This window comes from Streptomyces sp. NPDC059743 (assembly GCF_042732975.1).
GTDB lineage: Bacteria > Actinomycetota > Actinomycetes > Streptomycetales > Streptomycetaceae > Streptomyces.
Window position 1 is genome coordinate 399,833 of record NZ_JBHWGS010000003.1, and the last position, 21,342, is coordinate 421,174.

18 protein-coding genes are annotated in these 21,342 nt (G+C 69.6%); 7 read left to right on the forward strand and 11 right to left on the reverse strand.

The window, feature by feature from the left end; all coding sequences use genetic code 11:
• The first annotated feature begins 23 nt into the window (after positions 1-23).
• Positions 24-773, forward strand: coding sequence for a MerR family transcriptional regulator (locus tag ACFV6H_RS07520; RefSeq protein ID WP_385539510.1), 750 nt, complete (start codon positions 24-26; stop codon positions 771-773).
• A gap of 86 nt (positions 774-859) precedes the next feature.
• Here the strand turns inward: ACFV6H_RS07520 and ACFV6H_RS07525 are convergent, their stop codons facing one another.
• The 6 genes from ACFV6H_RS07525 to ACFV6H_RS07550 form a co-directional block, all read right to left on the reverse strand.
• Entirely contained in the window at positions 860-3,049 is a 2,190-nt protein-coding gene (locus tag ACFV6H_RS07525) for a 3-hydroxyacyl-CoA dehydrogenase NAD-binding domain-containing protein (protein WP_385539512.1), read from the reverse strand.
• A gap of 117 nt (positions 3,050-3,166) precedes the next feature.
• Complete coding sequence (locus ACFV6H_RS07530; protein WP_384975199.1) at positions 3,167-4,381, reverse strand: acetyl-CoA C-acetyltransferase; 1,215 nt, start codon at positions 4,379-4,381, stop codon at positions 3,167-3,169.
• Between the two features lie 64 nt (positions 4,382-4,445).
• Positions 4,446-5,645, reverse strand: coding sequence for a CaiB/BaiF CoA transferase family protein (locus ACFV6H_RS07535; protein WP_384975200.1), 1,200 nt, complete (start codon positions 5,643-5,645; stop codon positions 4,446-4,448).
• A gap of 172 nt (positions 5,646-5,817) precedes the next feature.
• Complete coding sequence (locus tag ACFV6H_RS07540) at positions 5,818-6,498, reverse strand: endonuclease V (protein ID WP_385539515.1); 681 nt, start codon at positions 6,496-6,498, stop codon at positions 5,818-5,820.
• A gap of 95 nt (positions 6,499-6,593) precedes the next feature.
• Positions 6,594-7,628: a DUF4331 family protein gene (locus ACFV6H_RS07545; RefSeq protein WP_385539517.1), complete on the reverse strand. Its 1,035-nt coding sequence runs from the start codon at positions 7,626-7,628 to the stop codon at positions 6,594-6,596.
• A gap of 175 nt (positions 7,629-7,803) precedes the next feature.
• Complete coding sequence (locus tag ACFV6H_RS07550; protein WP_385539519.1) at positions 7,804-8,583, reverse strand: SDR family NAD(P)-dependent oxidoreductase; 780 nt, start codon at positions 8,581-8,583, stop codon at positions 7,804-7,806.
• 324 nt (positions 8,584-8,907) lie between these two features.
• Between ACFV6H_RS07550 and ACFV6H_RS07555 the strand changes: the two genes are divergently transcribed.
• From ACFV6H_RS07555 to ACFV6H_RS07570, 4 genes are all read left to right on the forward strand, one after another.
• On the forward strand, positions 8,908-9,324 hold the full coding sequence (locus tag ACFV6H_RS07555; protein WP_385539521.1) for an SsgA family sporulation/cell division regulator: 417 nt from the start codon (positions 8,908-8,910) through the stop codon (positions 9,322-9,324).
• A 305-nt stretch (positions 9,325-9,629) separates the two neighbouring features.
• Positions 9,630-11,273 (forward strand): ABC-F family ATP-binding cassette domain-containing protein, encoded by a 1,644-nt coding sequence (locus ACFV6H_RS07560; protein ID WP_385539523.1) that lies wholly within the window; start codon positions 9,630-9,632, stop codon positions 11,271-11,273.
• Positions 11,274-11,538: 265 nt separating this feature from the next.
• Positions 11,539-12,513: an acyl-ACP desaturase gene (locus tag ACFV6H_RS07565; RefSeq protein WP_093592638.1), complete on the forward strand. Its 975-nt coding sequence runs from the start codon at positions 11,539-11,541 to the stop codon at positions 12,511-12,513.
• Positions 12,514-12,629: 116 nt separating this feature from the next.
• Positions 12,630-13,550 (forward strand): chitosanase, encoded by a 921-nt coding sequence (locus ACFV6H_RS07570; RefSeq protein WP_384975206.1) that lies wholly within the window; start codon positions 12,630-12,632, stop codon positions 13,548-13,550.
• Between the two features lie 106 nt (positions 13,551-13,656).
• Here the strand turns inward: ACFV6H_RS07570 and ACFV6H_RS07575 are convergent, their stop codons facing one another.
• Entirely contained in the window at positions 13,657-13,941 is a 285-nt protein-coding gene (locus ACFV6H_RS07575) for a WhiB family transcriptional regulator (protein ID WP_384975207.1), read from the reverse strand.
• Between the two features lie 104 nt (positions 13,942-14,045).
• Positions 14,046-14,843: a VOC family protein gene (locus ACFV6H_RS07580; protein ID WP_384975208.1), complete on the reverse strand. Its 798-nt coding sequence runs from the start codon at positions 14,841-14,843 to the stop codon at positions 14,046-14,048.
• A 151-nt stretch (positions 14,844-14,994) separates the two neighbouring features.
• Between ACFV6H_RS07580 and ACFV6H_RS07585 the strand changes: the two genes are divergently transcribed.
• Positions 14,995-15,762 (forward strand): TetR/AcrR family transcriptional regulator, encoded by a 768-nt coding sequence (locus tag ACFV6H_RS07585; protein ID WP_385539527.1) that lies wholly within the window; start codon positions 14,995-14,997, stop codon positions 15,760-15,762.
• Here ACFV6H_RS07585 and ACFV6H_RS07590 read toward each other — a convergent pair.
• On the reverse strand, positions 15,748-16,707 hold the full coding sequence (locus ACFV6H_RS07590; protein WP_385539529.1) for an alpha/beta fold hydrolase: 960 nt from the start codon (positions 16,705-16,707) through the stop codon (positions 15,748-15,750). The two genes, ACFV6H_RS07585 and ACFV6H_RS07590, sit on opposite strands and share 15 nt — an antisense overlap.
• A 197-nt stretch (positions 16,708-16,904) precedes the next feature.
• Between ACFV6H_RS07590 and ACFV6H_RS07595 the strand changes: the two genes are divergently transcribed.
• The gene (locus tag ACFV6H_RS07595) at positions 16,905-19,166 is read left to right on the forward strand and encodes a DEAD/DEAH box helicase (protein WP_385539531.1); all 2,262 of its coding nucleotides are present in this window, start codon (positions 16,905-16,907) and stop codon (positions 19,164-19,166) included.
• 33 nt (positions 19,167-19,199) lie between these two features.
• Here the strand turns inward: ACFV6H_RS07595 and ACFV6H_RS07600 are convergent, their stop codons facing one another.
• Together ACFV6H_RS07600 and ACFV6H_RS07605 are read right to left on the reverse strand one after the other, a co-directional pair.
• Entirely contained in the window at positions 19,200-19,982 is a 783-nt protein-coding gene (locus ACFV6H_RS07600; protein WP_385539533.1) for an aminotransferase class IV family protein, read from the reverse strand.
• A gap of 111 nt (positions 19,983-20,093) precedes the next feature.
• On the reverse strand, positions 20,094-21,161 hold the full coding sequence (locus ACFV6H_RS07605; RefSeq protein WP_385539803.1) for a multicopper oxidase domain-containing protein: 1,068 nt from the start codon (positions 21,159-21,161) through the stop codon (positions 20,094-20,096).
• Positions 21,162-21,342 lie beyond the last annotated feature (181 nt).

The following is a 21,342-nucleotide window of genomic DNA, read 5'->3' on the forward strand; positions in this document are numbered from 1 at the left end:
CAGCCGGAAGCGAGGTGCGGTCCATGGCCACCGAGACCGGAAGGCCGACGCTCACGGTCGACGAACTCGCCGCGCGGGCCGGCGTCACTGTGCGTACCGTACGGTTCTACAGCAGCCGCGGGCTGCTTCCGCCGCCGGTCATCGGCGCGCGCAGGGTCGGGCACTACGGGCCCGAGCATCTGTCCCGGCTGGCGCTGATCGAGGAGCTTCAGCGCCAGGGCATGACGCTCGCCGCGATCGAACGCTATCTGGAGCAGTTGCCGCCCGATCTCAGCGCCCGCGATCTGGCGATCCACCGGGCGCTGGTCGCCTCCTGGGCGCCGGACTCGCCCGAGGACGCGACTCGGGCGGAGCTGGAGAGCAGGGCGGGACGGGCGTTGACAGAGGACGACATCGACCGGCTCGCCGCGATGGGCGCCCTGGCCCGCGCCGACCACACGGACAGCTACCGCCCCGATACCTACCGGCTGGATCCGGCGCTGCTGCGGCTCTGCGTCGAGCTGCTCGACGTACCCATCGCACAGGAGACGATCCTCGCGGCCCGCACCGTCCTGCTGGAGCACACCCGTGAGGCGGCACGGAAGCTGACCCGGATGTTCCGGGACGAGGTGTCGCCCTCGTACGGACGGGACGCGTCCGGTCCGGAGCAGATCGCGGCGGTGAAGTCGCTCTCCGCGCATATGGAGCCGCTGGTGGTACAGGCGCTGGTCACGGCGTTCCAGCGGTCGCTGAAAGAGGAGCTGCGGGCCGCGTTCCAGGCGGCGGCGGAGTGAGTGCGCGGTAGTACGTGCGGTCCACGCGGCCCGCACGTACACCTACCTGTCTGAACGGCACCCGCTCTCCCCGTCCTCACCCGCTCTCACCCGTCGCCGAACGTCTCGCCCTTCTCCGCCTTCTCCACCAGCAGCACGGGCGGCTCGAAGCGCTCTCCGTACCGTTCCGCGAGCTCGCGGGCGCGCGCGACGAAACCGGGCAGCCCGCCCTCGTAGCCGTTGATGTACTGGAGCACTCCGCCCGTCCAGGCCGGGAAGCCGATGCCCATGATCGAGCCGATATTGGCGTCGGCGACCGACGTGAGAACGTTCTCCTCCAGACAGCGCACCGAGTCCAGCGCCTCGGAGAAGAGCATCCGCTCCCGCATGTCCGCGAACAGATCCCGCGCGTCCGCCTTTCCGAAGTGCTCCCGCAGTCCCGGCCAGAGCCCGGCACGCTTGCCGTCCGCGTCGTACTCGTAGAAGCCCGCGCCGCCCGCGCGTCCCGTACGGCCGAACTCGTCCACCATCCGGTCGATCACCGCGTCCGCCGGATGACCGGTCCAGATGCCTCCCGACTCCTCCACCGCGCGCCTGCTCTCGTCGCGGATCTTCCGAGGCAGGGTGAGTGTCAGCTCGTCCATCAGGGAGAGCACCTTGGCGGGATAACCGGCCTGTGCGGCGGCCTGCTCGACCGACGCGGGCTCGATGCCCTCGCCGATCATCGCGACGCCCTCGTTGATGAACTGCCCGATCACCCGTGAGGTGAAGAAGCCGCGCGAGTCATTGACGACGATCGGCGTCTTCTTGATCGCACGCACCAGATCGAAGGCACGGGCGAGAGCCTCGTCGCCCGTCCGCTCGCCCTTGATGATCTCGACCAGCGGCATCTTGTCGACCGGTGAGAAGAAGTGCAGTCCGATGAAGTCGGCGGGCCGGGAGACGCCTTCGGCGAGCAGAGTGATGGGCAGGGTGGAGGTGTTGGAGCAGAGCAGCGCGTCGGGCTCCACGATCTCCTGGATCTCCTGGAAGACCTTGTGCTTGAGCGCCGGATCCTCGAAGACCGCCTCGATCACGGCGTCACAGCCCGCGAGATCGGCGGGATCGGCGGTCGGTGTGATACGGGCGAGCAGCGCGTCGCGCCGGTCCTCGGTCGTACGGCCGCGGGAGAGCGCCTTGGCGAGCAGCTTCTCGGAGTACGCCTTGCCCCGCTCGGCGGCGTCCTGCGAGACATCCTTCAGGACGACGTCCAGGCCGGCGCGGGCGCAGGAGTAGGCGATGCCCGCGCCCATCATGCCGGCGCCGAGGACCGCGACCTTGCGGACCTCGCGCGGTGGAATGCCCTGCGGGCGGCTCGCGCCCGAGTTGACGGCCTGGAGGTCGAAGAAGAACGCCTGGATCATGTTCTTGGCGGTCTGCCCGGTGACCAGCTCGGTGAAGTAGCGGGCCTCGACGGTCTGCGCGGTCTCGAAGTCGACCTGCGAGCCCTCCACGGCCGCCGCGAGGATATTGCGCGGCGCCGGGAAGGGCGCGCCCGCGAGCTGCTTCTTCAGATTGGCCGGGAACGCGGGCAGATTGGCGGCAAGGCGCGGGCTGGACGGCGTACCGCCGGGAATGCGGTAGCCCTTGACGTCCCAGGGCTGTACGGACTCGGGATGGGCGTCGATGAAGGCATGGGCCGCCGCGAGCATCTCGTCGGCGGTGGCGGCGACTTCATGGACGAGCCCGGCCTCCAGCGCGCGCCGCGGCGAGTACTGGGTGCCCTGGAGCAGCACCTTGAGCAGCGCGTCCGCGATGCCCAGCAGCCGTACCGTACGGGTGACTCCGCCGGCCGCGGGCAGCAGTCCGAGCGTGACCTCGGGCAGACCGATCTTCGATCCCGGCGCGTCGAGGGCGATCCGGTGGTGGCAGGCGAGGGCGATCTCGTAACCGCCGCCCAGCGCCGCCCCGTTGATGGCGGCGACGAGGGGCTTGCCCAGGGTTTCCAGGCGCCGCAGGGCGTGTTTGACGGCCATGCCGCTCTCGAAGACGCGCTGGGCGTCGGCCGGGCCGACCTTGATCATGTCCTTGAGGTCGCCGCCCGCGAAGAAGGTCTTCTTGGCGGAGGTGACGATGATGCCGCGGATGCCGTCCCGCTCGGCCTCCGCGCGCTCGGCGATCGCCGCGAGCGAGTGCCGGAAGGTCTCGTTCATGGTGTTGGCGGACTGGCGTGGATCGTCCAGGACGAGGGTGACGACGCCCGATCCGTCCTGCTCCCAGCGGATGGCCGAGGACGCCTGGGTGGTGGACTCGCTCATGCTGCTGCTCCGTAATCCATGACGGGGACGAAGGGAGGACGGGGACGAAGGAAGAGAGGGCAGGGACGGACGGGTCGGCCGGTCGGAACGATCGGACGGAGCGGTCGGACGGAGCGGTCAGACGCGCTCGACCACGGTGGCGACTCCCATACCGCCGCCGACACAGAGCGTCACCAGTCCGTACCGCTGGTCCCGCCGCTCCAGTTCATCGATGACCGTGCCGAGGATCATGGCGCCGGTGGCCCCCAGCGGATGGCCGAGCGCGATGGCCCCGCCGTTCACATTGACCTTCTCCAGCGGCAGTCCCATCTCCTCCACGAAGCGCAGTACGACCGCGGCGAACGCCTCGTTGATCTCGACCAGGTCGATGTCGTCGATCGTCAGTCCGGCCTTGGCGAGGGCCTTGCGGCTCGCGGGCGCGGGCCCGGTCAGCATGATCGTCGGCTCGGAGCCGGAGACCGCGGCGGAGACGATCCTGGCGCGCGGAGTGAGCCCGTAGCGCTCGCCGGTCTCCCGGGAGCCGATGGCGACGAGGGCCGCGCCGTCCACGATGCCGGAGGAGTTGCCCGCGTGGTGGACATGGTCGATCTTCTCGACCCAGTGGTACTTCTGGAGGACGACCGCGTCGAAGCCGCCGACGTCGCCGATCGTGGCAAACGACGGCTTCAGCGCGGCGAGCGAGTCGGCGGTGGTGCCGGGACGCAGATGCTCGTCGCGGTCCAGGACGGTGAGTCCGTTGCGGTCGAGGACCGGTACGACCGAGCGGTCGAAACGGCCCTCCTTCCACGCGGCGGCGGCCCGCTCCTGGGAGAGCGCCGCGAACTCGTCCACGTCGCGCCTGCTGAATCCGCCCAAAGTGGCGATCAGATCGGCGCCGATGCCCTGCGGTGCGAAGCCGGTCGCGAAGCTGGTCATCGGGTCCATGGCCCAGGCACCGCCGTCGGAGCCCATCGGTACGCGCGACATCGACTCGACGCCGCCCGCGAGGACCAGATCCTCCCAGCCGGAGCGGATCTTGGCCGCGGCCAGATTGACGGCTTCGAGCCCGGAGGCGCAGAAGCGGTTCTCCTGTACGCCGGCGACGGAGTCGGGCAGTCCGGCGGCGATGGCCGCGATACGGGCGATGTCCGAGCCCTGGTCGCCGAGCGGGCTCACCACGCCGAGGACGATGTCGTCGATCGCCTCCGGGTCGAGTCCGGGCAGCCGTCGGCGCATCTCATGGATCAGTCCGACGACGAGATCGATGGGCTTGGTGCCGTGCAGGGCGCCATTGGCCTTGCCGCGACCGCGCGGAGTGCGGATCGCGTCGTAGACGAACGCTTCGGTACTCACGGCGACTGCCTTTCGCTGAGATGAGAGACGGGACGCGCGACGGTTCAGTAGTTCAACGCTTGACTCAACTGTCCTCCTTCGCGGGCACGGGCGGCGAGAGCTCGGCGAGCGAAGGCGCGGCTGCGGAAGGCGCGGCTACGGAAGGCTCGGCGAGCGAGGGCAGCTCCCAGTCGCGGGCGATCTCAGCGGTGTCCGCGCCCGGTCTGGCGGGCCCACGGCGCACCGAGCCCGGCGTGACGGAGAAACGCGGCGCGGGCGCGGGCTGGACGAGCCCTCCATGGTCGGTGAAGGTGCCACGGGCCACGAGATGCGGATGGGCGGGAGCCTCGCGCAGCGAGAGCACCGGAGCGACACAGGCGTCGGTCCCTTCGAAGACCGCCGTCCACTCCGCGCGTGTCCTCGTCCGGAACCGGGCCGCGACTGCGTCCCGCAGCTCGTCCCAGCGGGCGAAGTCCTTACGGCTCGGGACCTCGTCCGCGATCCCGAGCCGCTCGATGAACTCGTTGTAGAACCGCTGCTCCAGCGGCCCGACCGCCATGTACTCACCGTCGGCGGTCTCGTACGAGCCGTAGAAAGGGCTGCCGCCGTCGAGCAGATTCGCTCCTCGCCGGTCCTGCCAGCCGCCCGCGCCCATCATGGCGTGGATCATGGTCGTGAGGTGGGCCGTCCCGTCGACGATCGCCGCGTCCACCACCTGGCCCGTACCGTCCGGCGTACGGGCGTGCTGGAGCGCCGCGAGCACTCCGATGACGAGATAGAGGGCGCCGCCCGCGTAGTCACCGAGCAGATTCGCCGGAAGGGCGGGCGGCTCGTCGGCCTTCCCGATCATGGAGAGGGTGCCGCTGACGGCGATATAGCCGATGTCGTGCCCTGCGCGCTCGGCGAGCGGGCCCTCCTGGCCCCAGCCGGTCATCCGTCCGTACACCAGGCGCGGATTACGGGCGAGACACTCCTTGGGACCGATACCGAGGCGCTCGGCGACTCCGGGACGGTAGCCCTCGATCAGCACATCGGCGCGCTCGGCCAGATCGAGTACACGCGCGGCGCCGTCCTCGGCCTTGAGGTCGATCAGCACGGAGCGCTTGTTGCGATTGGTCAGATCATGGGCCGGATCGATACCGAGGCCGGCCCCGCCGGGGCGGTCGATCCGTACGACATCGGCGCCGAGGTCCGCGAGAGTCATGGCGGCGAACGGCCCCGGCCCGATTCCGGCCAGCTCGACCACGCGTACGCCGGTCAGCGGGCCGTTCTCCGTCGTTGCCATCCTGCCCCCAGCACTGTGACACAACTGATGTAACAGCAGTGATGCTAAGAAGGTTGCCGCACTCCGCACAACCCCTGTGGAGAGCAAGCGCTTGGTTTCCTGCCGCGTCCTGAAGATCCCTCCCGTTCTACCGCCCGGCGGCCGACTCGGCACGCCGAGCAGCGCCAGGCGGCTACGCCGTGGCCTCGCGCAGCGCGCGGCGGCAGAGGGCGTCGGCTCTGCGGGTGGACTCGGGAAGGCGGTAGTCGGGCGTCAGCCGCAGAGTGTGGGCACAGGCTGTGGCGAGGTCGACACGGTGGCCGACCGAGACGAACACCGGCTTGACGTCCGGCTGGGTGCGCAGCGCCCGGCCGACCTCCTCGCCGTCGTCGGTCAGCAGCGGCGAGGAGTCACCGCGCCGGGCGCCCGGCTGTTCGTACGAGAAGGCGAAGGGATTCTTCGCCACACCGAACACCGGGAGTCCGGTGAGTACGCCGAGATGCGCGGCAAGGCCGAAGCGGCGCGGATGGGCCAGACCGTAGCCGTCGCAGACGACAAGGCCCGGGTCGGAGGTGAGGGCGTCGAGAGCGGCGAGGACCGTGGGAATCTCCCGGAACGCCAGCAGTCCGGGGACATACGGGAAGGTGACCCGGCCGACGGCCGTCGCCTCGTCCACCACGGCGAGCGTGGCGGCGTCGAGCACGACGGCCGCCGCGGCGACGACGTCGCGGGCGTCGTCGTACGCCACGTCCACACCGGTCACCAGTCCCGTACCGGGCGGCGGCCCGGCCTCGTCCAGCACGACGCGCCCGCGCAGCTCGTCCTGTACGGCGCGTGCCTCGGCCTCGTCCTGGGGCGTCCTGATCTCCGTCATGGTGATCACACCCTAGGCCGTGTCTGCCCGCGTCACAGGGCGGGCGGAGAGCCGGAAGGCTCAGGCCGCCGCGAAACGCTCAGGCCGCCTGTACGTCAGGCCGCCGCCGGTACGTAGGGATAGGTCGGCGAAGGTTTGGTGGTGATCGAGTCCTTGCCGATGGCGAGGCCGAGCGGAGTGTTGAGCGCCGTGGAGAACATGACGTCGGGAGCGTTGTCGGTCAGGGCGCGGCCGTTCCACTGGAGGAAGCTGTAGCAGGCGGGCGTTCCGACGGTGTACGACAGCAGGTTGGGCAGCACGCGGGCGGCGAAGCAGCGGCCGTAGGCGTCAGGATCCTCGGCGGTACCGTACGCGCGGACCGCACCGGCGATCATGCCCGCCACCGTCGCGCCATAGGTCCGTACGTCGTCGGCGGGCCTGCCCAGGTTGAGGCGGTCGCCCAGATCCTCGTCGAGCTGGGCGAACAGCGGATGGATCATGGGATGACCGACCCGGTTGATCTGCCGCCAGCCGCCCACGTCGGTGGCCAGGCTGGCCAGTGCCCAGGCGCCGATACGGCGGTCGGGACCGGCCAGGGCGAGCAGCTCGCTGTCGGACACTTCGAGGACGATCGAGTAGACGGTGTGACCGGCGAAGAGATTCATGGCCTTGACCGGTTCCCAGCCCGTCAGATCCACCCGGGTGCCGTACTTGACCGCCTTGCCGACCGCTTGCAGCACATCCGGCTCGATCCAGAACGGATCTCCGGCCTTGCCCGCCCACACCCGGGCGCCTCCGCCGAGCTCCTGAACACGGTCCGTACCGCCTTCGACGACCAGCGTGCCCTCGGCGTGGTTGTCCTGCGCCTCCACGCCGGTGAGACGGTGCAGCCGGTAGCTCTGGCCGCCGTCGGGACCGCGCTCGCCGAAGGTGAAGCGGTAGGTCAGCTCCTCCACCGCGTCGCCGTCGCCGTCGATCTTGAACTCGTAGCGGCCCTCCGGGTGGAAGCCGCGCGGGATGTCCTCACCGGCCAGCGAGTGGGACGCGTCCATGACGAACACCGTGCCGCGCTCGCCGCGGAAGAGGAAGAAGTCGGTGAGGTCCAGGCGCGGGTCCTGGCGGGCGATCGGGGAGTCGAGATGGTGCGACATGAGGCACTCGCATTCTGGAAAGGCACCCGAGTACCGCCCGGGTGCCGGGAACGGATCGGTCTTGAGATAGGTCGGTAAGCAGACGTCGGTAAGCGGGCATCCGGAGGCGGACATCCGGAGGGACCTCTGCGAGTGGACGGGTGCCGCACACCGTCGGCCATCAGCCGCGCAACCATCAGCCGCGCTCGTCGGGGATCCGGGCGCCGGTCAGCTGCGCACACCGTTCGAGCAGCCCGTCCTGGAAGGTGTACGACCTGGCGGCCGGGTGGGTCTCCGTCTCCTGCTGGTGGTAGAAATACCGGCCGGTCACCTGCGCGGATTCGTCGTCGCTGACGGCCAGCCAGGCCTGGGTGACGGGAGCGAGGCGTATGTCGTCGGGCGCTCCGGGGCCACCCATCCGCGTCGGCACCCACCCGGGCGTCAGCGCGTTGGAAAGCACTTCCGGCCAGCGGCGCGCCACGGCGAACGCCAGGGCGACATCGCAGAGTTTGCTGTCGGAGTACGCCTGCGACGGATTCCACTCCCGCTGGGTCCATCCCAGGTCGAACAGGTCCGGTTCGCCGCCGCGGTGCATGGCGGAACTGAGATAGACCAGCCGGTCCGGGCGATCGATCAGCGCGGTGAGCAGATACGGCGCCACCACATTGATGGCGAAGATGTGGACAAGTCCCTCGGTGGTCAGCCGGTACGGCTCGCGGAAGCCGACACCCGCGTTGTGGATGACCGCGTCATACCGTCCCCGTTCGTTCGCCTGTTCGGCGACCTGGCGCGTATCGGCGATGCTCGACAGATCTCCCACGACGACGCCCTCCGCCTCGGGCAGAGCGTGTGCGGCGTCATGGGCCCGCTCGGTGTTACGGGCGTGCAGCGTGACCTTGTGGCCCTGACTCACCAGCAGCTTCGCGGCCATCAGGCCGAGCCCGTCACTGGAACCGGTGATCAGTACGCGTGCCATCGGCTTCCTCCTTCGGCCGGCCCTCCGGGCCGAGCAGGGAGGCGATCAGCCCAGGGCGTGCGTGGCCCGCAGGGCGGTTCCTTCGGGGCATCTGCCCACGCCGCGGCCAGGGAGCGAAAAGGCCGAGCGCCACCTCGTACCGCCTTCCCAGCGGCCAGAGTAGCACAAACATGATCATATAGTCGCTTTTCGACCGGTACGGCGCGCCGCCAGGTGACGTAGGTCACCCACCTTCCCGAGCACTGATCGGGCCGCCCAGCCGTCCTTCCAGTAGGAGAGAGAACCGCGCCGATCCACCAGCGGTCCGACGAAGGGGATCAGGTCATGTCACCCGTCATCGAGCAGGCTGTACAGGCCCGACTGGTCGCGTCCGTCCCCAGGACCGAGACCGTCGCCGCGACACTCCGTTACGACCGGACCGATCCCTTCGCCGTCCGCATGGCGTTCCCGCCGCTCGCGACGCTGGAGGGCACCGAGGTGACCTGGGAGTTCTCCCGCGAGCTGCTGGCCTCGGGCATCCACGAGCCGGTCGGTCTCGGTGATGTACGGGTGCGGCCGTTCGGCTACGGCCGTACGGTCCTGGAGTTCCACGCGCCCGAGGGCACCGCGATGGTCCATCTGCGCACCTCCGAACTGCGCCGCTTCCTGGAGCGCTCCGAGGACCTCGTCCCGGCCGGCCACGAGCATCTCCATCTGAACCTGGACCACGATCTGACCGAGCTGCTGCGCGACGCCTGCTGACGCTCCCGGCCGCCGACACCTCTGCCTCCACCTCCGCCGGCGGCTCCGCCGCCAGTAATTGCTTTGACGCCCGCCCGGCCGCTGCCTACGGTGGCTGACGTCCTGTTGTCGTCGATTGGAGTAGGACGTTGCTCGTCTGAGGTCCTGAGACACCGTGCCGCATGGATTCGTCCGTGTGTTCTCGTGTGTGACCTCGGCCGTCGAGCCGTCCTCCCCGACCAGGACTTCTCCTGTTCCGCGGTGTCTCCATCCGTTGCCCTGCCCCTCTCGCAGTACTTCGTACTTCGCAGCGACCGGAGACCCGTATGTCCTCATCTCCCGCCCATATCACCTGCACCGCCCTCTCCTTCGGCTGGCCCGACGGGACGAGTGTCCTCGACGGATTCCAGCTCTCCGTCGGTCCCGGCAGAACCGGTCTGATCGGCCGCAACGGATCAGGGAAATCAACACTGTTGAGGCTGATCGCGGGCGAACTGACACCGTCCGAAGGAAAGATCAAGGTCGCCGGTGACATCGGCCACCTGCCGCAGACCGTGGTGCTCGACACCGGGCTACGGGTGGACGAGGCACTCGGTATCGCCTCGGCCCGTGCCGCACTGCACGCCATCGAGGCGGGCGACGCGAGCGAGGAGCACTTCACCGCCGTCGGCGACGACTGGGATGTCGAGGAGCGCGCCCGCGCCACGCTCGACCAGCTCGGCCTCGGACGGATCGGACTCGACCGCACCATCGGCGAGATGTCGGGAGGCGAGTGCGTGCTGCTGCGACTGGCCTCGCTGCTGCTGGCCAGGCCCGGTGTGCTGCTGCTGGACGAGCCGACGAACAATCTCGATCTGCACGCGCGACGGCGGCTGTACGCGGCGGTCGCGTCCTGGTCCGGTGTGCTGATCGTGGTCAGCCATGACCGTGAACTGCTGGAGCGCGTCGACCAGATCGCCGATCTGCACGACGGCGAGGTGCGGTGGTACGGCGGCAACTACTCCGCGTACGAGGAGGCACTGGCCCAGGAACAGGAGGCGGCCGAGCGCACGGTGCGGGCCGCCGAGGCCGACGTACAGCGGCAGAAGCGTGAACTGACCGACGCTCAGGTCAAGTTGGCCAAGCGGGCACGCTTCGGCCGGAAGATGTACGACAGCAAGCGGGAGCCGCGCATTGTGATGAACCTGCGCAAGCAGGCCGCCCAGGAGTCCGCGGGCAAACACCGCACCCTGCACGCCGAGAAGCTCGCCGAGGCGAAGGAGCGTCTGGACGACGCGATGGAGGCGGTACGGGACGACGACGAGGTCCGTATCGAGCTGCCGTACACCAAGGTCCATCCGGGCAGGAGCGTGCTGAGCCTGCGCGAGCTGCGGCTGCGCCACGGAGCCGAGGCCTTGGGCTGGTTCGAGATCCACGGCCCGGAGCGGATCGCGCTCGTGGGACGCAACGGCGCGGGCAAGACCACGCTGCTGCGTACGGTCGCCGGAGAGCTGGAGCCGGTCTCCGGTGAGGCGCTCGCCCATGTGCCGGTGCGTTTTCTGCCGCAGCGGCTCGATGTGCTGGACGACTCGCTGAGCGTGGTGGAGAACGTGGTACACCTCGCGCCCGCCGCGACGAACAACCTGATCAGGGCGCGGCTGGCGCGCTTTCTGTTCCGTGGCGCGCGGGCCGACCAGCCGGCCGGGACGCTCTCCGGCGGAGAGCGGTTCCGTGCCTCGCTCGCCGCCCTGCTGCTCGCCGAGCCCGCCCCGCAATTGCTCATGCTGGACGAGCCGACGAACAATCTGGACATGGCGAGCGTGCGCCGGCTCACCGCCGCGCTGGAGTCGTACGAGGGCGCGCTGATCGTGGCGAGCCATGATCTGCCGTTCCTGGAGTCGATCGGCATCACGCGCTGGCTGGTGCTCGACGGTGAGCTGCGGGACACCAGCGCCGAGGAGGTAAGGGAGGCGGAACTGCCGTACGCCTAGGCGCTGTTCGGGGCCAGGATCGGGGCCGGATCGGGCCGGGGCCGGGCCGGCTCAGGTCCGGCCCGGCCCCGGCGCGGCTCCCGGCGCGGCTCCCGGCGCGGCTCCCGGCGCGGCTCCCGGCGCGGCCGGAAAACTCGACGGCCGTCGCTGTGCGTGAAGAGACTCGAGTGCCGCGGGCTTGGCGTCCGGCTTACCACGGCTTTAACCTACGGTGTCGTAACCTACGAACCCGTAGGTAAACACTCTCCCGTCCCCAGGAGCACCCGTGACACTCGTCTCTCCCCACCTCGGCAGTTCGGACGCGTGGACCGACGCCCGACTGCTGTACGCGCTGGAAGAGGTGGTGGAGAAGGAACTCAACCGTCATCTCAAGGTCGCCAAGGACTGGATGCCGCACGAGTACGTTCCCTTCACGGACGGCCGCAACTTCCCGGGGATATTCGATGACGGCGAGGCCTGGGAGCCTCAGCAGTCGAAGGTCACCGACATCGGCAAGATCGCGCTCGTGGTGAATCTGCTCACCGAGGACAACCTCCCCAGCTACCACCACGAGATCGCCAGCCTCTTCGGCCGCGACGGAGCCTGGGGCACCTGGGTGCACCGGTGGACGGCGGAAGAGGGCCGGCACGGCATCGTGATGCGCGACTATCTGCTCACCTCACGTGCCGTCGATCCGGACAAGCTGGAGCAGTTCCGGATGGCTCATATGGCGGAGGGCTTCGAGTCCGACAACCGTCACTCGATGCTGCACTCTGTCGCGTATGTGGCCTTCCAGGAGCTGGCCACCCGGGTCTCGCACCGCAACACCGGACATCAGTCGGGCGACCCGGTCTGCGACCGGATGCTGGCGCGGATCGCCACCGACGAGAATCTGCACATGGTCTTCTACCGCAATCTGCTGGGCGCGGCCTTCGAGATCGCACCTGATCCGACCATGCAGGCCGTGCGTGATGTGGTCGTGAACTTCCGGATGCCGGGACACGGTATGCCGGGCTTCGAGCGCGCCGCCGCGCAGATGGCCATCGGCGAGATCTACAACATGCGGATCCACCACGACGATGTACTCCAGCCGGTGCTGCGCTTCCTGAAGGTGCTGGACATCGACGGACTGGGCCCGGAGGGACTCAAGGCGCAGGAGGAACTCGGTCTGTACATGGGCGGGTTGAACAGCGAGGCGAGCAAGTTCGACGAGAAGCTCGCCGCCCGCAAGGCACGGATGGCCGCACGCGCCGCAGGCTGATCCTGGCCCTGCCCGCCGCGCTCCCGGCCCAGGCTTTATCCGGCGCTGTCGTACGTGTTGTCGGTTTTCGGGGAAGTGTTCGCCCATCCTCGTGGATGCCTCGTACGCTGTGCCGGATGAAGCCTGTCACGCGCCTCTTCCTCATAGGCGCGCCCATCGTCGTGGCCACTGCCGTGATCTTCGGAGCCGGCGACGGCACCGGGGCGCTCGCCGACCATCCGCCGTCCTACCCGGGGCAGAGCGGCGCGCCCAATCCGCTGGCGCCCGGTGCCCTGGAGAACGAGGACGAGGTACGGGAGCGGATCGACAAGATGCCGCCCGGCCTCGCCGCTCCGGAGAAGAAGGAGATCGCCGCCCGGCTCGTGGCCAGCGCGGAGAGCTCCACGCTCGACTGGCGGAGCCTGTACGGCACCATCGAGGACCTCGGTGACGGCAACGGCTACACGGCCGGGATCATCGGCTTCTGCTCGGGCACCAATGACATGCTGCAACTGGTCGAGTCGTACACGAAGAGCCATCCGGACAATCCGCTCGCGCCGTATCTCCCGGCGCTGCGCGCCGTGGACGGCACCGACTCGCACGAGGGACTCGATCCCGGCTTCCGGGACGCCTGGGCGCAGGCCGCGGAATCCGCGGACTTCCGCACGGCGCAGGACACGATCCGTGACCGGATCTACTTCGAACCGGCCGTCCGGCTGGCCAAGCTGGACGGACTCGGCACGCTCGGGCAGTTCATCTACTACGACGCGATGGTGCTGCACGGCCCCGGAGTCGACGCCCACGGCTTCTACGGCATCCGTGACGCGGCGATGAAGCGGGCGAAGTCCCCGGACCGTGGCGGCGACGAGAAGGCGTATCTGAACGCCTTCCTGGACGGCAGCCGGTCCGTGATCAAGACCGGACTCATCACGGCGCAGCGGGACACGTCCCGTATCGACACCGCTCAGCGCGTCTTCCTGCGGGACGGCAATATGGCCCTCGACCCGCCGCTGAGCTGGCAGATGTACGGCGAGACCTTCCGGATCGCGGCACACTGACGGATCGCGGCGCCCTGAGGCCCGTCGGCCACAGGGCCCGGCCCGCCCGCCCGGTGCGCCCGGCCGCCGCGCGACCGGGCTGCGCAGTCCGGGTTCCGCGACCGGCTCAGCTTCCCGAGGTGCGCCGGAGTTTCTGGCGCTCCTTCTCGGAGAGCCCGCCCCAGACGCCGAACCGCTCGTCGTTGGCGAGGGCGTACTGAAGGCAGGCCTCCCGGCCCTCGCACGCGCCGCACAGCCGCTTCGCCTCACGGGTGGAGGAGCCTGGGGCCGGGAAGAAGAAATCGGGACCGGTCTGGGCGCACAACGCGCTCTCCTGCCAGGAGAGTTCGTGCTCGGTGCTCTGGGACGTTGCGGTCGCGCGGGTGGTGATGTCGGTGATGTTGATCGGCATACCCGACAGGCTGCCCGGCCGCGATAAACGGTTGCTTGACGAAGCGTCAATGCCTTTGCGACACCGGCGTGTCGGCGTCGGCGGAGGGACGCGCGTACGGGCCGTCAGGCGTCCTGCTCCACTCCCTGCATCAGCGCGAAGCGCGCGCCGCAGGGATCCGTGAGCTTGGCGAACCGTCCCACGCCCTCGATGTCGGTCGGCGCGACCCTGACCGTACCGCCCAGCTTCCTGGCCGCCGACACCGAGGCATCGCAGTCCGTCACCGCGAAGTAGATCTGCCAGTGCGGTCCGCTGCCGGCCTCCGCCGGATCGGAGCCGAGCGTGACGAAGCCGCCGAACATGGCCTCCGGGCCACAGCCCGCCGGATGCGTCATCCGGTACGTACCGCTCCCGTCGGGCATCGGCATATCGGTGGTCTCCCAGCCGAAGACCGCGTGGTAGAAGGCGTACGCGGCGCCCTCGTCCGGTGTGTACAGCTCGCACCAGCAGAGGCTGCCCGGCTCGTCGACAACGTCCAGGCCCTTGGTCGAGCCCGGCTGCCAGACCGCGAACCGGGCGCCGACGGAGTCGCTGAAGACGGCCATCCTGCCGAACTCCATGACGTCCGTGGGCCCGAGCAGCACGGAGCCGCCCGCCTGGTGCACGGCCTTGGCCGTCGCGTCCGCGTCGGTCGTACGGAAGAACAGGAACCAGGCGGTCGGTCCCTCGTCGGTCGGCATGGGCATGGCGGCGGCTGCCGTCCTGCCGCCGAGCCGGAGCAGCCCGTAGCCGCCGGTGTCGGGGCCCGCGGAGACGAAGGTCCAGCCGAACAGTCCGTTGTAGAAGGCGGTGGCGCCCTCGATGTCGGGAGTGCTGAGCTCGACCCAGATCGGGGATCCTGGGGCATAAGGACTGGTGAGCATGGTGCGCTCCTTCATGGGATCCCGCCGCTCTCCCTCCCGAGTCTGCCCCGGCCGGCCGCGCGCCGCATGCAGTGTCCCGCCGGTCGGCGGCAGGAGACGGGCAGGAGAGCGGCGGGACAGTGCACGACCGTGCGTTCAGTACAGTGGAGAGATGAGCACATCCATGGGCGGAGGGACTGCCGAGCGTACGGCGGGACGCGTGGACGGGCGAGTGGACGGACGTGTCGAGCGCGGCAATCAGACCCGGCGGCTGGTGCTCGACCGGACGATGGACATCGCGTCGGTGGAAGGGCTGGAAGGGCTCTCCCTCGGCCGTATCGCCACCGAGCTGAAGCTCAGCAAGAGCGGTGTCTTCGCGCTCTTCGGCTCCAAGGAAGAGCTCCAGCTCGCGACGGTCCGCGCAGCCGTCGACGTCTACAGCGAGCGTGTCGTCCGGCCTACGCGCGAGCTGCCTCCCGGCACCGCCCGGGTATGGGCGCTGTGCAGCAACTGGCTGGCGTACTCGGCGGACCGTGTCTTCGCCGGCGGCTGCTTCTTCTACGCCGTCTCCGCGGAGTTCGACGCGCGCGGCGGGCCGGTGCACGACGCGATCGCCGCGGCCCGCGACGACTGGGTCGGCTATATGGAACGTACGGTCGACAAGGCGCGGCAGGCGGGCGGGTTCGTCGCGGAACTGGACGTACCGCAGCTCGCCTTCGAGATCATCGCGCTGATGGAGTCGGCCAACGCGCAGTCGGTGCTGCATGGCGACGAGGTCGCGTACGAGCGGGCCGGCCGGGGCATTCTGTACCGTCTGCGCGCCGCGGCGACCGATCCGGACAGTCTGCCGGAGCTCCCTGAACTCACCGGCGCACGAACTGTACGGGCCGTACGAGCCGTACGGGCCCAGATGCCGGTGCGGGCCTCAGAGAACGGCTGAGCCGGAGCGCGGACCGGTGACGGGCCCATCGGACACGGACCGTGGCTGGGGCTGCGGCTCCGGCTGTAGCCGCGTCCGTTCCGAGCGTACGAAGTCCACGGCGGCGGCGACCACTTCGGGATCGGCGAGGATCCGCCGGTGGCCCAGCCCTCGGGTGACCACCAGCCGGACACCGGTGCCCTCCTCGTCCGAACGCGACTCGTACGCCCGGACGAGAGCCCGGGACTGGCTCAGCGGCACCATGTCGTCGTTCTCGTCGTGGAAGAGCAGTACGTCGGCGTCGATCTCCTCCGGGCGGTAGGTGGCGTCCAAGCGCCGCCAGATGTCCGGCTCGCCCGGGAACAGAGTCCGTTCCACATGGCCGCGCAGCTCTCCGATGATCCGCTCGCGCAGACCGAGCATGGCACGGAAGCCCTCCAGGACATGGCCGAACTCGGCCACTCCGCCGATCCCGACCACCCGGCGCGCCTCGACACCGTCGCGCAGCGCGAAGAAGGTCGCGAGCACACCGAAGGAGTGCGCGACAACGGCTTCGAACCGGCCGTACTGCGCGTGCAACTGCCCTATGGCCTCACGGAGTTCACGGATCGTCACGCCTCGTCCCGACGAGTCGCCATGTCCCGGAGCGTCGAAGGAGACCGGGCTGTAGCCCAGTTCGCACAGCGCGGTGACGAAGTACGAGAACCGCGAGGCGCGCGAGGACCAGCCGTGCACGAGCAGCACCGGCCGTATGCCGTCGCCCCAGCGGTAGGTGACAACGGACGTGCCGTGCACGGTGATCCGTCCGGTGCGGGCGGCGGCGAGCACCTCGCGCTCGTCCGGGCGCGGTCTGCTGCGGCCCGCCGGGCGGCGGAAGACGGCGAAGGCGGCACGTCCGGCCAGTCTCGGAGCGAGATACGAGGTGGTGTTGAGGGCGGTGCGAAGGAGCGCAGCCATGGGTGCCATTGCCCGGATCTCCTTGGTCGGCCGGTGGAGTCGGAAAATGCTAGCACGACCGTTCGTTTAGTTTTGAACGGTTTCCGTCGCGCTCTCCGCCGGCCGACGGCCCGTGCCGGGCGTGGGAGCATATGACCCGGTCCGGACGCGGCCGTTCGGGCCGGTCGAGTGGGGCAGATGTCGAGCGGGGCAGATGGAGAGGCGCCATGAAAGGTGCGGGTGGCGCGCCGGGACATGATCCGGTGCCCGCGGGCAGAAGAGCGAGGGCCGCGCTCGGCGCGGCGGAGCGGCTGCTGGACACCGCACGTCGGCTGCTCGACGATCACACCCGCGCCGTCACCGCCATACGGGAGGCCTTCACTCCGCTCCAACAGGAGCTAGTGGAAACCGAGTTGAAGGCGATCCCGGTCTCCCGGCTACGGGATGTCACCGCGGGCAGGCTACGGCTCGGCGCCCTCGAACAGGCGGGATTCACCTCCGTGCACGAGGTGTACGAGGCGGGCCGGCACGCCCTGCGCCAGGTGCCGGGAGTCGGGGCCCATACCGCCGACCAGGCGGTGGCGGCGGCCACGCGGATCGCCGAGGCCGTCGGCGAGACCGTGTCCGTACGGATCGATGTGGACCGCCCGGAGCCGCGCACCACCGCGCTGGTCGTCGCCCTGCACCGGCTGGTCGAGGCCGGTCCAGGGCTGCGGCGCGCCCATGACACCGCGGAGCGGCTCGCCACCGAGCTGCGCGCGCTGCTGCCGGAGGCGGCTCCCGCGCGCGGCCGACTGCGGATGGTCCTGTCGGGACGGGACGGCAGAGCGCGGGCGCTCGGCGCGGTGGGCCGGATCCGGCGGCTGCTGGACGAGACGGCGGAGGCGGAAGTACCGTTGCTGCTCGCGCAGATGTCGGTGGATCTGCTGCGGGAACCGGCCTCGGAGATCGAGGCCTGGATCGACTTCGAGCTGCGCTCGGCCGAGTACTACAGCGTGCTGGCGCAGACGGCGGGCGGGACTCCCGATGTCGCCGCCGCCGAGGGCTTCCTGCCGTCCGAGATCGCCGGGCGGGTACGGGCCCAGCCGCTGGACGACACCCGGCTGCGGGTGTCGCTGCGCGGCTATCAGTCGTTCGGCGCGCGGTTCGCGCTGGCCCAGCGGCGCGTGATCATCGGTGATGAGATGGGACTCGGCAAGACCGTGCAGGCCATCGCGGCGCTCGCGCATCTCGCGGCCCGTGGCGGTACACACTTCATGGTGGTCTGCCCGAGCAGTGTGCTGATCAACTGGACCCGGGAGATCGGCTCCCGGAGCACACTGCGGGCGATTCCGGTGCACGGCCCGGAGCGGCAGGAGGCGTTCACGGAGTGGCGCGAGCGCGGCGGAGTCGCGGTCACCACCTTCGACTCGCTGCATACGCTGCCGCCGCTGGGAGCCGGTGAGGGGCCCGGGAACAAGGAGCCCGGGAACAAGGGCAGGGACGAGGCCGGAGGGCGGCGGGACGAGCCGCATATGCTCGTCGTCGACGAGGCCCACTATGTGAAGAATCCGGACACCCGCAGATCCCGTGCCATGTCCGGCTGGGCCGAACAGGCCGGTCATGTGCTGTTTCTGACGGGTACGCCGATGGAGAACCGCGTATCGGAGTTCCGCAGTCTGATCCGGCGTCTCCAGCCCGAACTGGCCCCGGCCGTCCAGGGCATCGACGCGGTCGCGGGCGCGCACGCCTTCCGCCGCGCGGTCGCGCCGGCCTATCTGCGCCGTAATCAGCAGGACGTCCTCGCCGAGCTGCCCGCGCTGGTGCGGGTGGACGAGTGGGAGGAGCTGAGCGCCGAGGATCTGGCGGCCTATCGCGCGGCGGTGGCCGACGCGCACTTCATGCGGATGCGCCGGGCGGCGTACGCGCGGCCGGAGACCTCGGCCAAGCTGGGACGGCTGCGGGAGCTGGTGGCCGAGGCAGCCGGGAACGAGCTGAAGGTGGTGGTCTTCTCGTACTTCCGCGAGGTGCTGACAGCGGTTCACGAGGCCCTGGGCAAGGGCGTGTTCGGGCCGCTCTCCGGCGATGTCCCGGCGGACCGCCGGCAGCGGATCGTGGACCGCTTCGGCGCGGTCCCGGGCCACGCCGTGCTGCTGAGCCAGATCCAGGCGGGCGGTGTAGGGCTGAATATGCAGGCCGCGTCGGTCGTCATCCTCTGCGAGCCACAGATCAAACCGACACTGGAACACCAGGCGGTGGCCCGCGCGCACCGGATGGGCCAGGTCCGTCCGGTCCAGGTGCACCGGCTGCTCGCGGTCGACAGTGTGGACCAGCGCCTGCTGGACATCCTCGCCGACAAAAACCGTCTCTTCGACGCCTATGCCCGGCGCAGCGAGATGGCCGACGCCACGCCGGACGCGATCGATGTCGCGGACCGGGACATCGCACGCCGGATCGTGGAGGAGGAGCACCTACGGCTGGCAGGCGGTCAGGTCGGCTCCGACACGTAACGTGCGTTACGCGTTACGCCGCCGGGCGTCGCGCTACAAAAGCTCGCCCGGCTGCTCCAGATAGGTCTCGCGCAGCAGGTCCACGGCAGGATGGCGGTCCGGGAACTCGATACCGTCGATCGCCGTGATGGCGCGCACTCCGATGGCGGCATTGGTCGCGAACGCCGCGTCCAACGATCCGACCTCCGCGAGCGCGACCGGCGCGACACGGTGCTTGTGGGCCTCCTGGAGGAGCCGCATCGTCACTCCGGCGAGCTGGACGGCCTCCGGCCAGACGACCGTGTCGCCCTCGAAGAAGCCGATGTTCCAGGTCACGCCCTCGGAGACCAGCGCGTCACCGTCCACGAAGAGCGCGTCGTCGTATCCGTCGAGCCGGGCCGTACGGCGATGGCGCAGCGACGCGAAGAGTCCGACGCTCTTCACCTCGGGCGCGTCCCGGGTGTACGCGACGGAGCGCACCCGCAGTGGCGGCAGAGGCAGCATGGACGCGGACGACGTCTGACGGTGTGTGACCAGGATGTGCGGGTCGCCGGTACGGTCGGGATGCCCGATGTCGAGGGCCGGATCGAACACCGTGACCCGTACCGTGGCCGCGCCCTGGGCCGGCGCTACCCGGCGCAGCAGCGTCCGTACCCGGTCGAGGTCCAGCTCGGCCCCGAACAGCGCCGGACAGTCCCGGCCGAGCCGGTCGAGATGCAGGGCCAGTCCGCGTACGCGCCCGTCCTCCACGCGGAGCGTGGTGAAGTGCCCGTAGTTGGTGAGCGCGAGCGCCGTGATCTCGTCGAGGCCGACGGGCCGGCCGTTGAGTTCCGCCATGCGCCCAGGATGGCATCCGGCCGGGCCGCTCGGCCGCTCGGCCGCCCGGACGTCCCGTACGGCAGGCCGCCGCCCGTCCCGAGGCGACGACCTGCCCGAACAGCCACGGACCTAATGACCTGTGTGGTCCGCCGCGCCCTTGGTGCTCTTCTCGCCCTTGGCGTCCTGTGTGTCCTTGGCGGTCTTCTCGTCCTTGGCGCCGTCCGCGGTCATCGGGTGGTCCGGGTGGTGCGGCTCGTAGCCAGGGATCGTGCCGTCCGGCTTCTTGACCAGCAGCAGGCCCGCCATGCCCATGTCCGAGTGGCTCTGGACATGACAGTGGTACATCCAGGCCCCGGCGCCCACATGTTCGCCCGCGAGGATCTGGAAGCCGAAGGAGTCCGCCGGACCGGTGATCTTGTTGTCGACCACCCGGCTGGGATCGTCGGGCCCGGTCAGCAGGCCCGTCCTGTTGTCCGCCCAGCGGTGACCGTGGATATGGAACGTGTGGTAGAACTCGCCGTGCGTGATCATGATGATCTCGACGCGGTCCCCGACGGTCGCCTCGAAGTTGGGCGCCTCCGTGCCGGACTTGTTGTTGATCGTCATGTCGTTGAAGACGATCGTGAACTGCTTGTCCGGCAGGATGTCACCCTTCCTGCGGACGACCACGGGACCGTAGAGCCCCTTGCGGATACCGCCGGTGCCATGGTCCGTGCCGACCACATGGTCGTGGTAGTGCCAGTAGCCCGCGCTGCCCGGCCGCCAGGTGCCGTCCGGGCGCTTGCCGGGCGTGTGGGTACGCCAGGTGTACGTACGGGTGCCGCCCGGCTCGACATGACTCCGGTTCATCCGGGTGCCGTCGCTGGCTATGTCGTAGTCCACGCCGTGGACATGGAGGCTGGCCGCCACATCCGTGGTGTTCTCGAACTCGATATGGAGGGTGTCTCCCTCGATCAGTTCGATCAGCGGGCCCGGGACGGTCGCCTTGCCCTTCTCGAAGCCGTATCCCATCTGACCGTTCGGCAGAGTCTCCGCGTACAGCTTGAGATGGCGCACCTGGCCCCCGGCGGGAGCGGTCCTGGGCGGCGGTTCCGCCGAGGTCGCCGCCGGCGCCGAGGCGACCGACAACGATGTCACCCCTGTGGCGGCCACCGCACCTCCCGCAATCAGCCGCCGGTTGAAGCTCCGTCTGTCCATGGCCATACCGACTCCCCAGTGCCGTACGAGATTTACGGGGCACACGAGACCCCGGGGACGGGCACACCGTAGACCAGCGGCCCATGTTTATCCACAGCCAGGACAAAGTTCGGTCGATTGCGGTTATACCTATTGGCGAGTCACGGAAAGGGGTCTAGCTTCGTTCGCTGTTGCTATGACC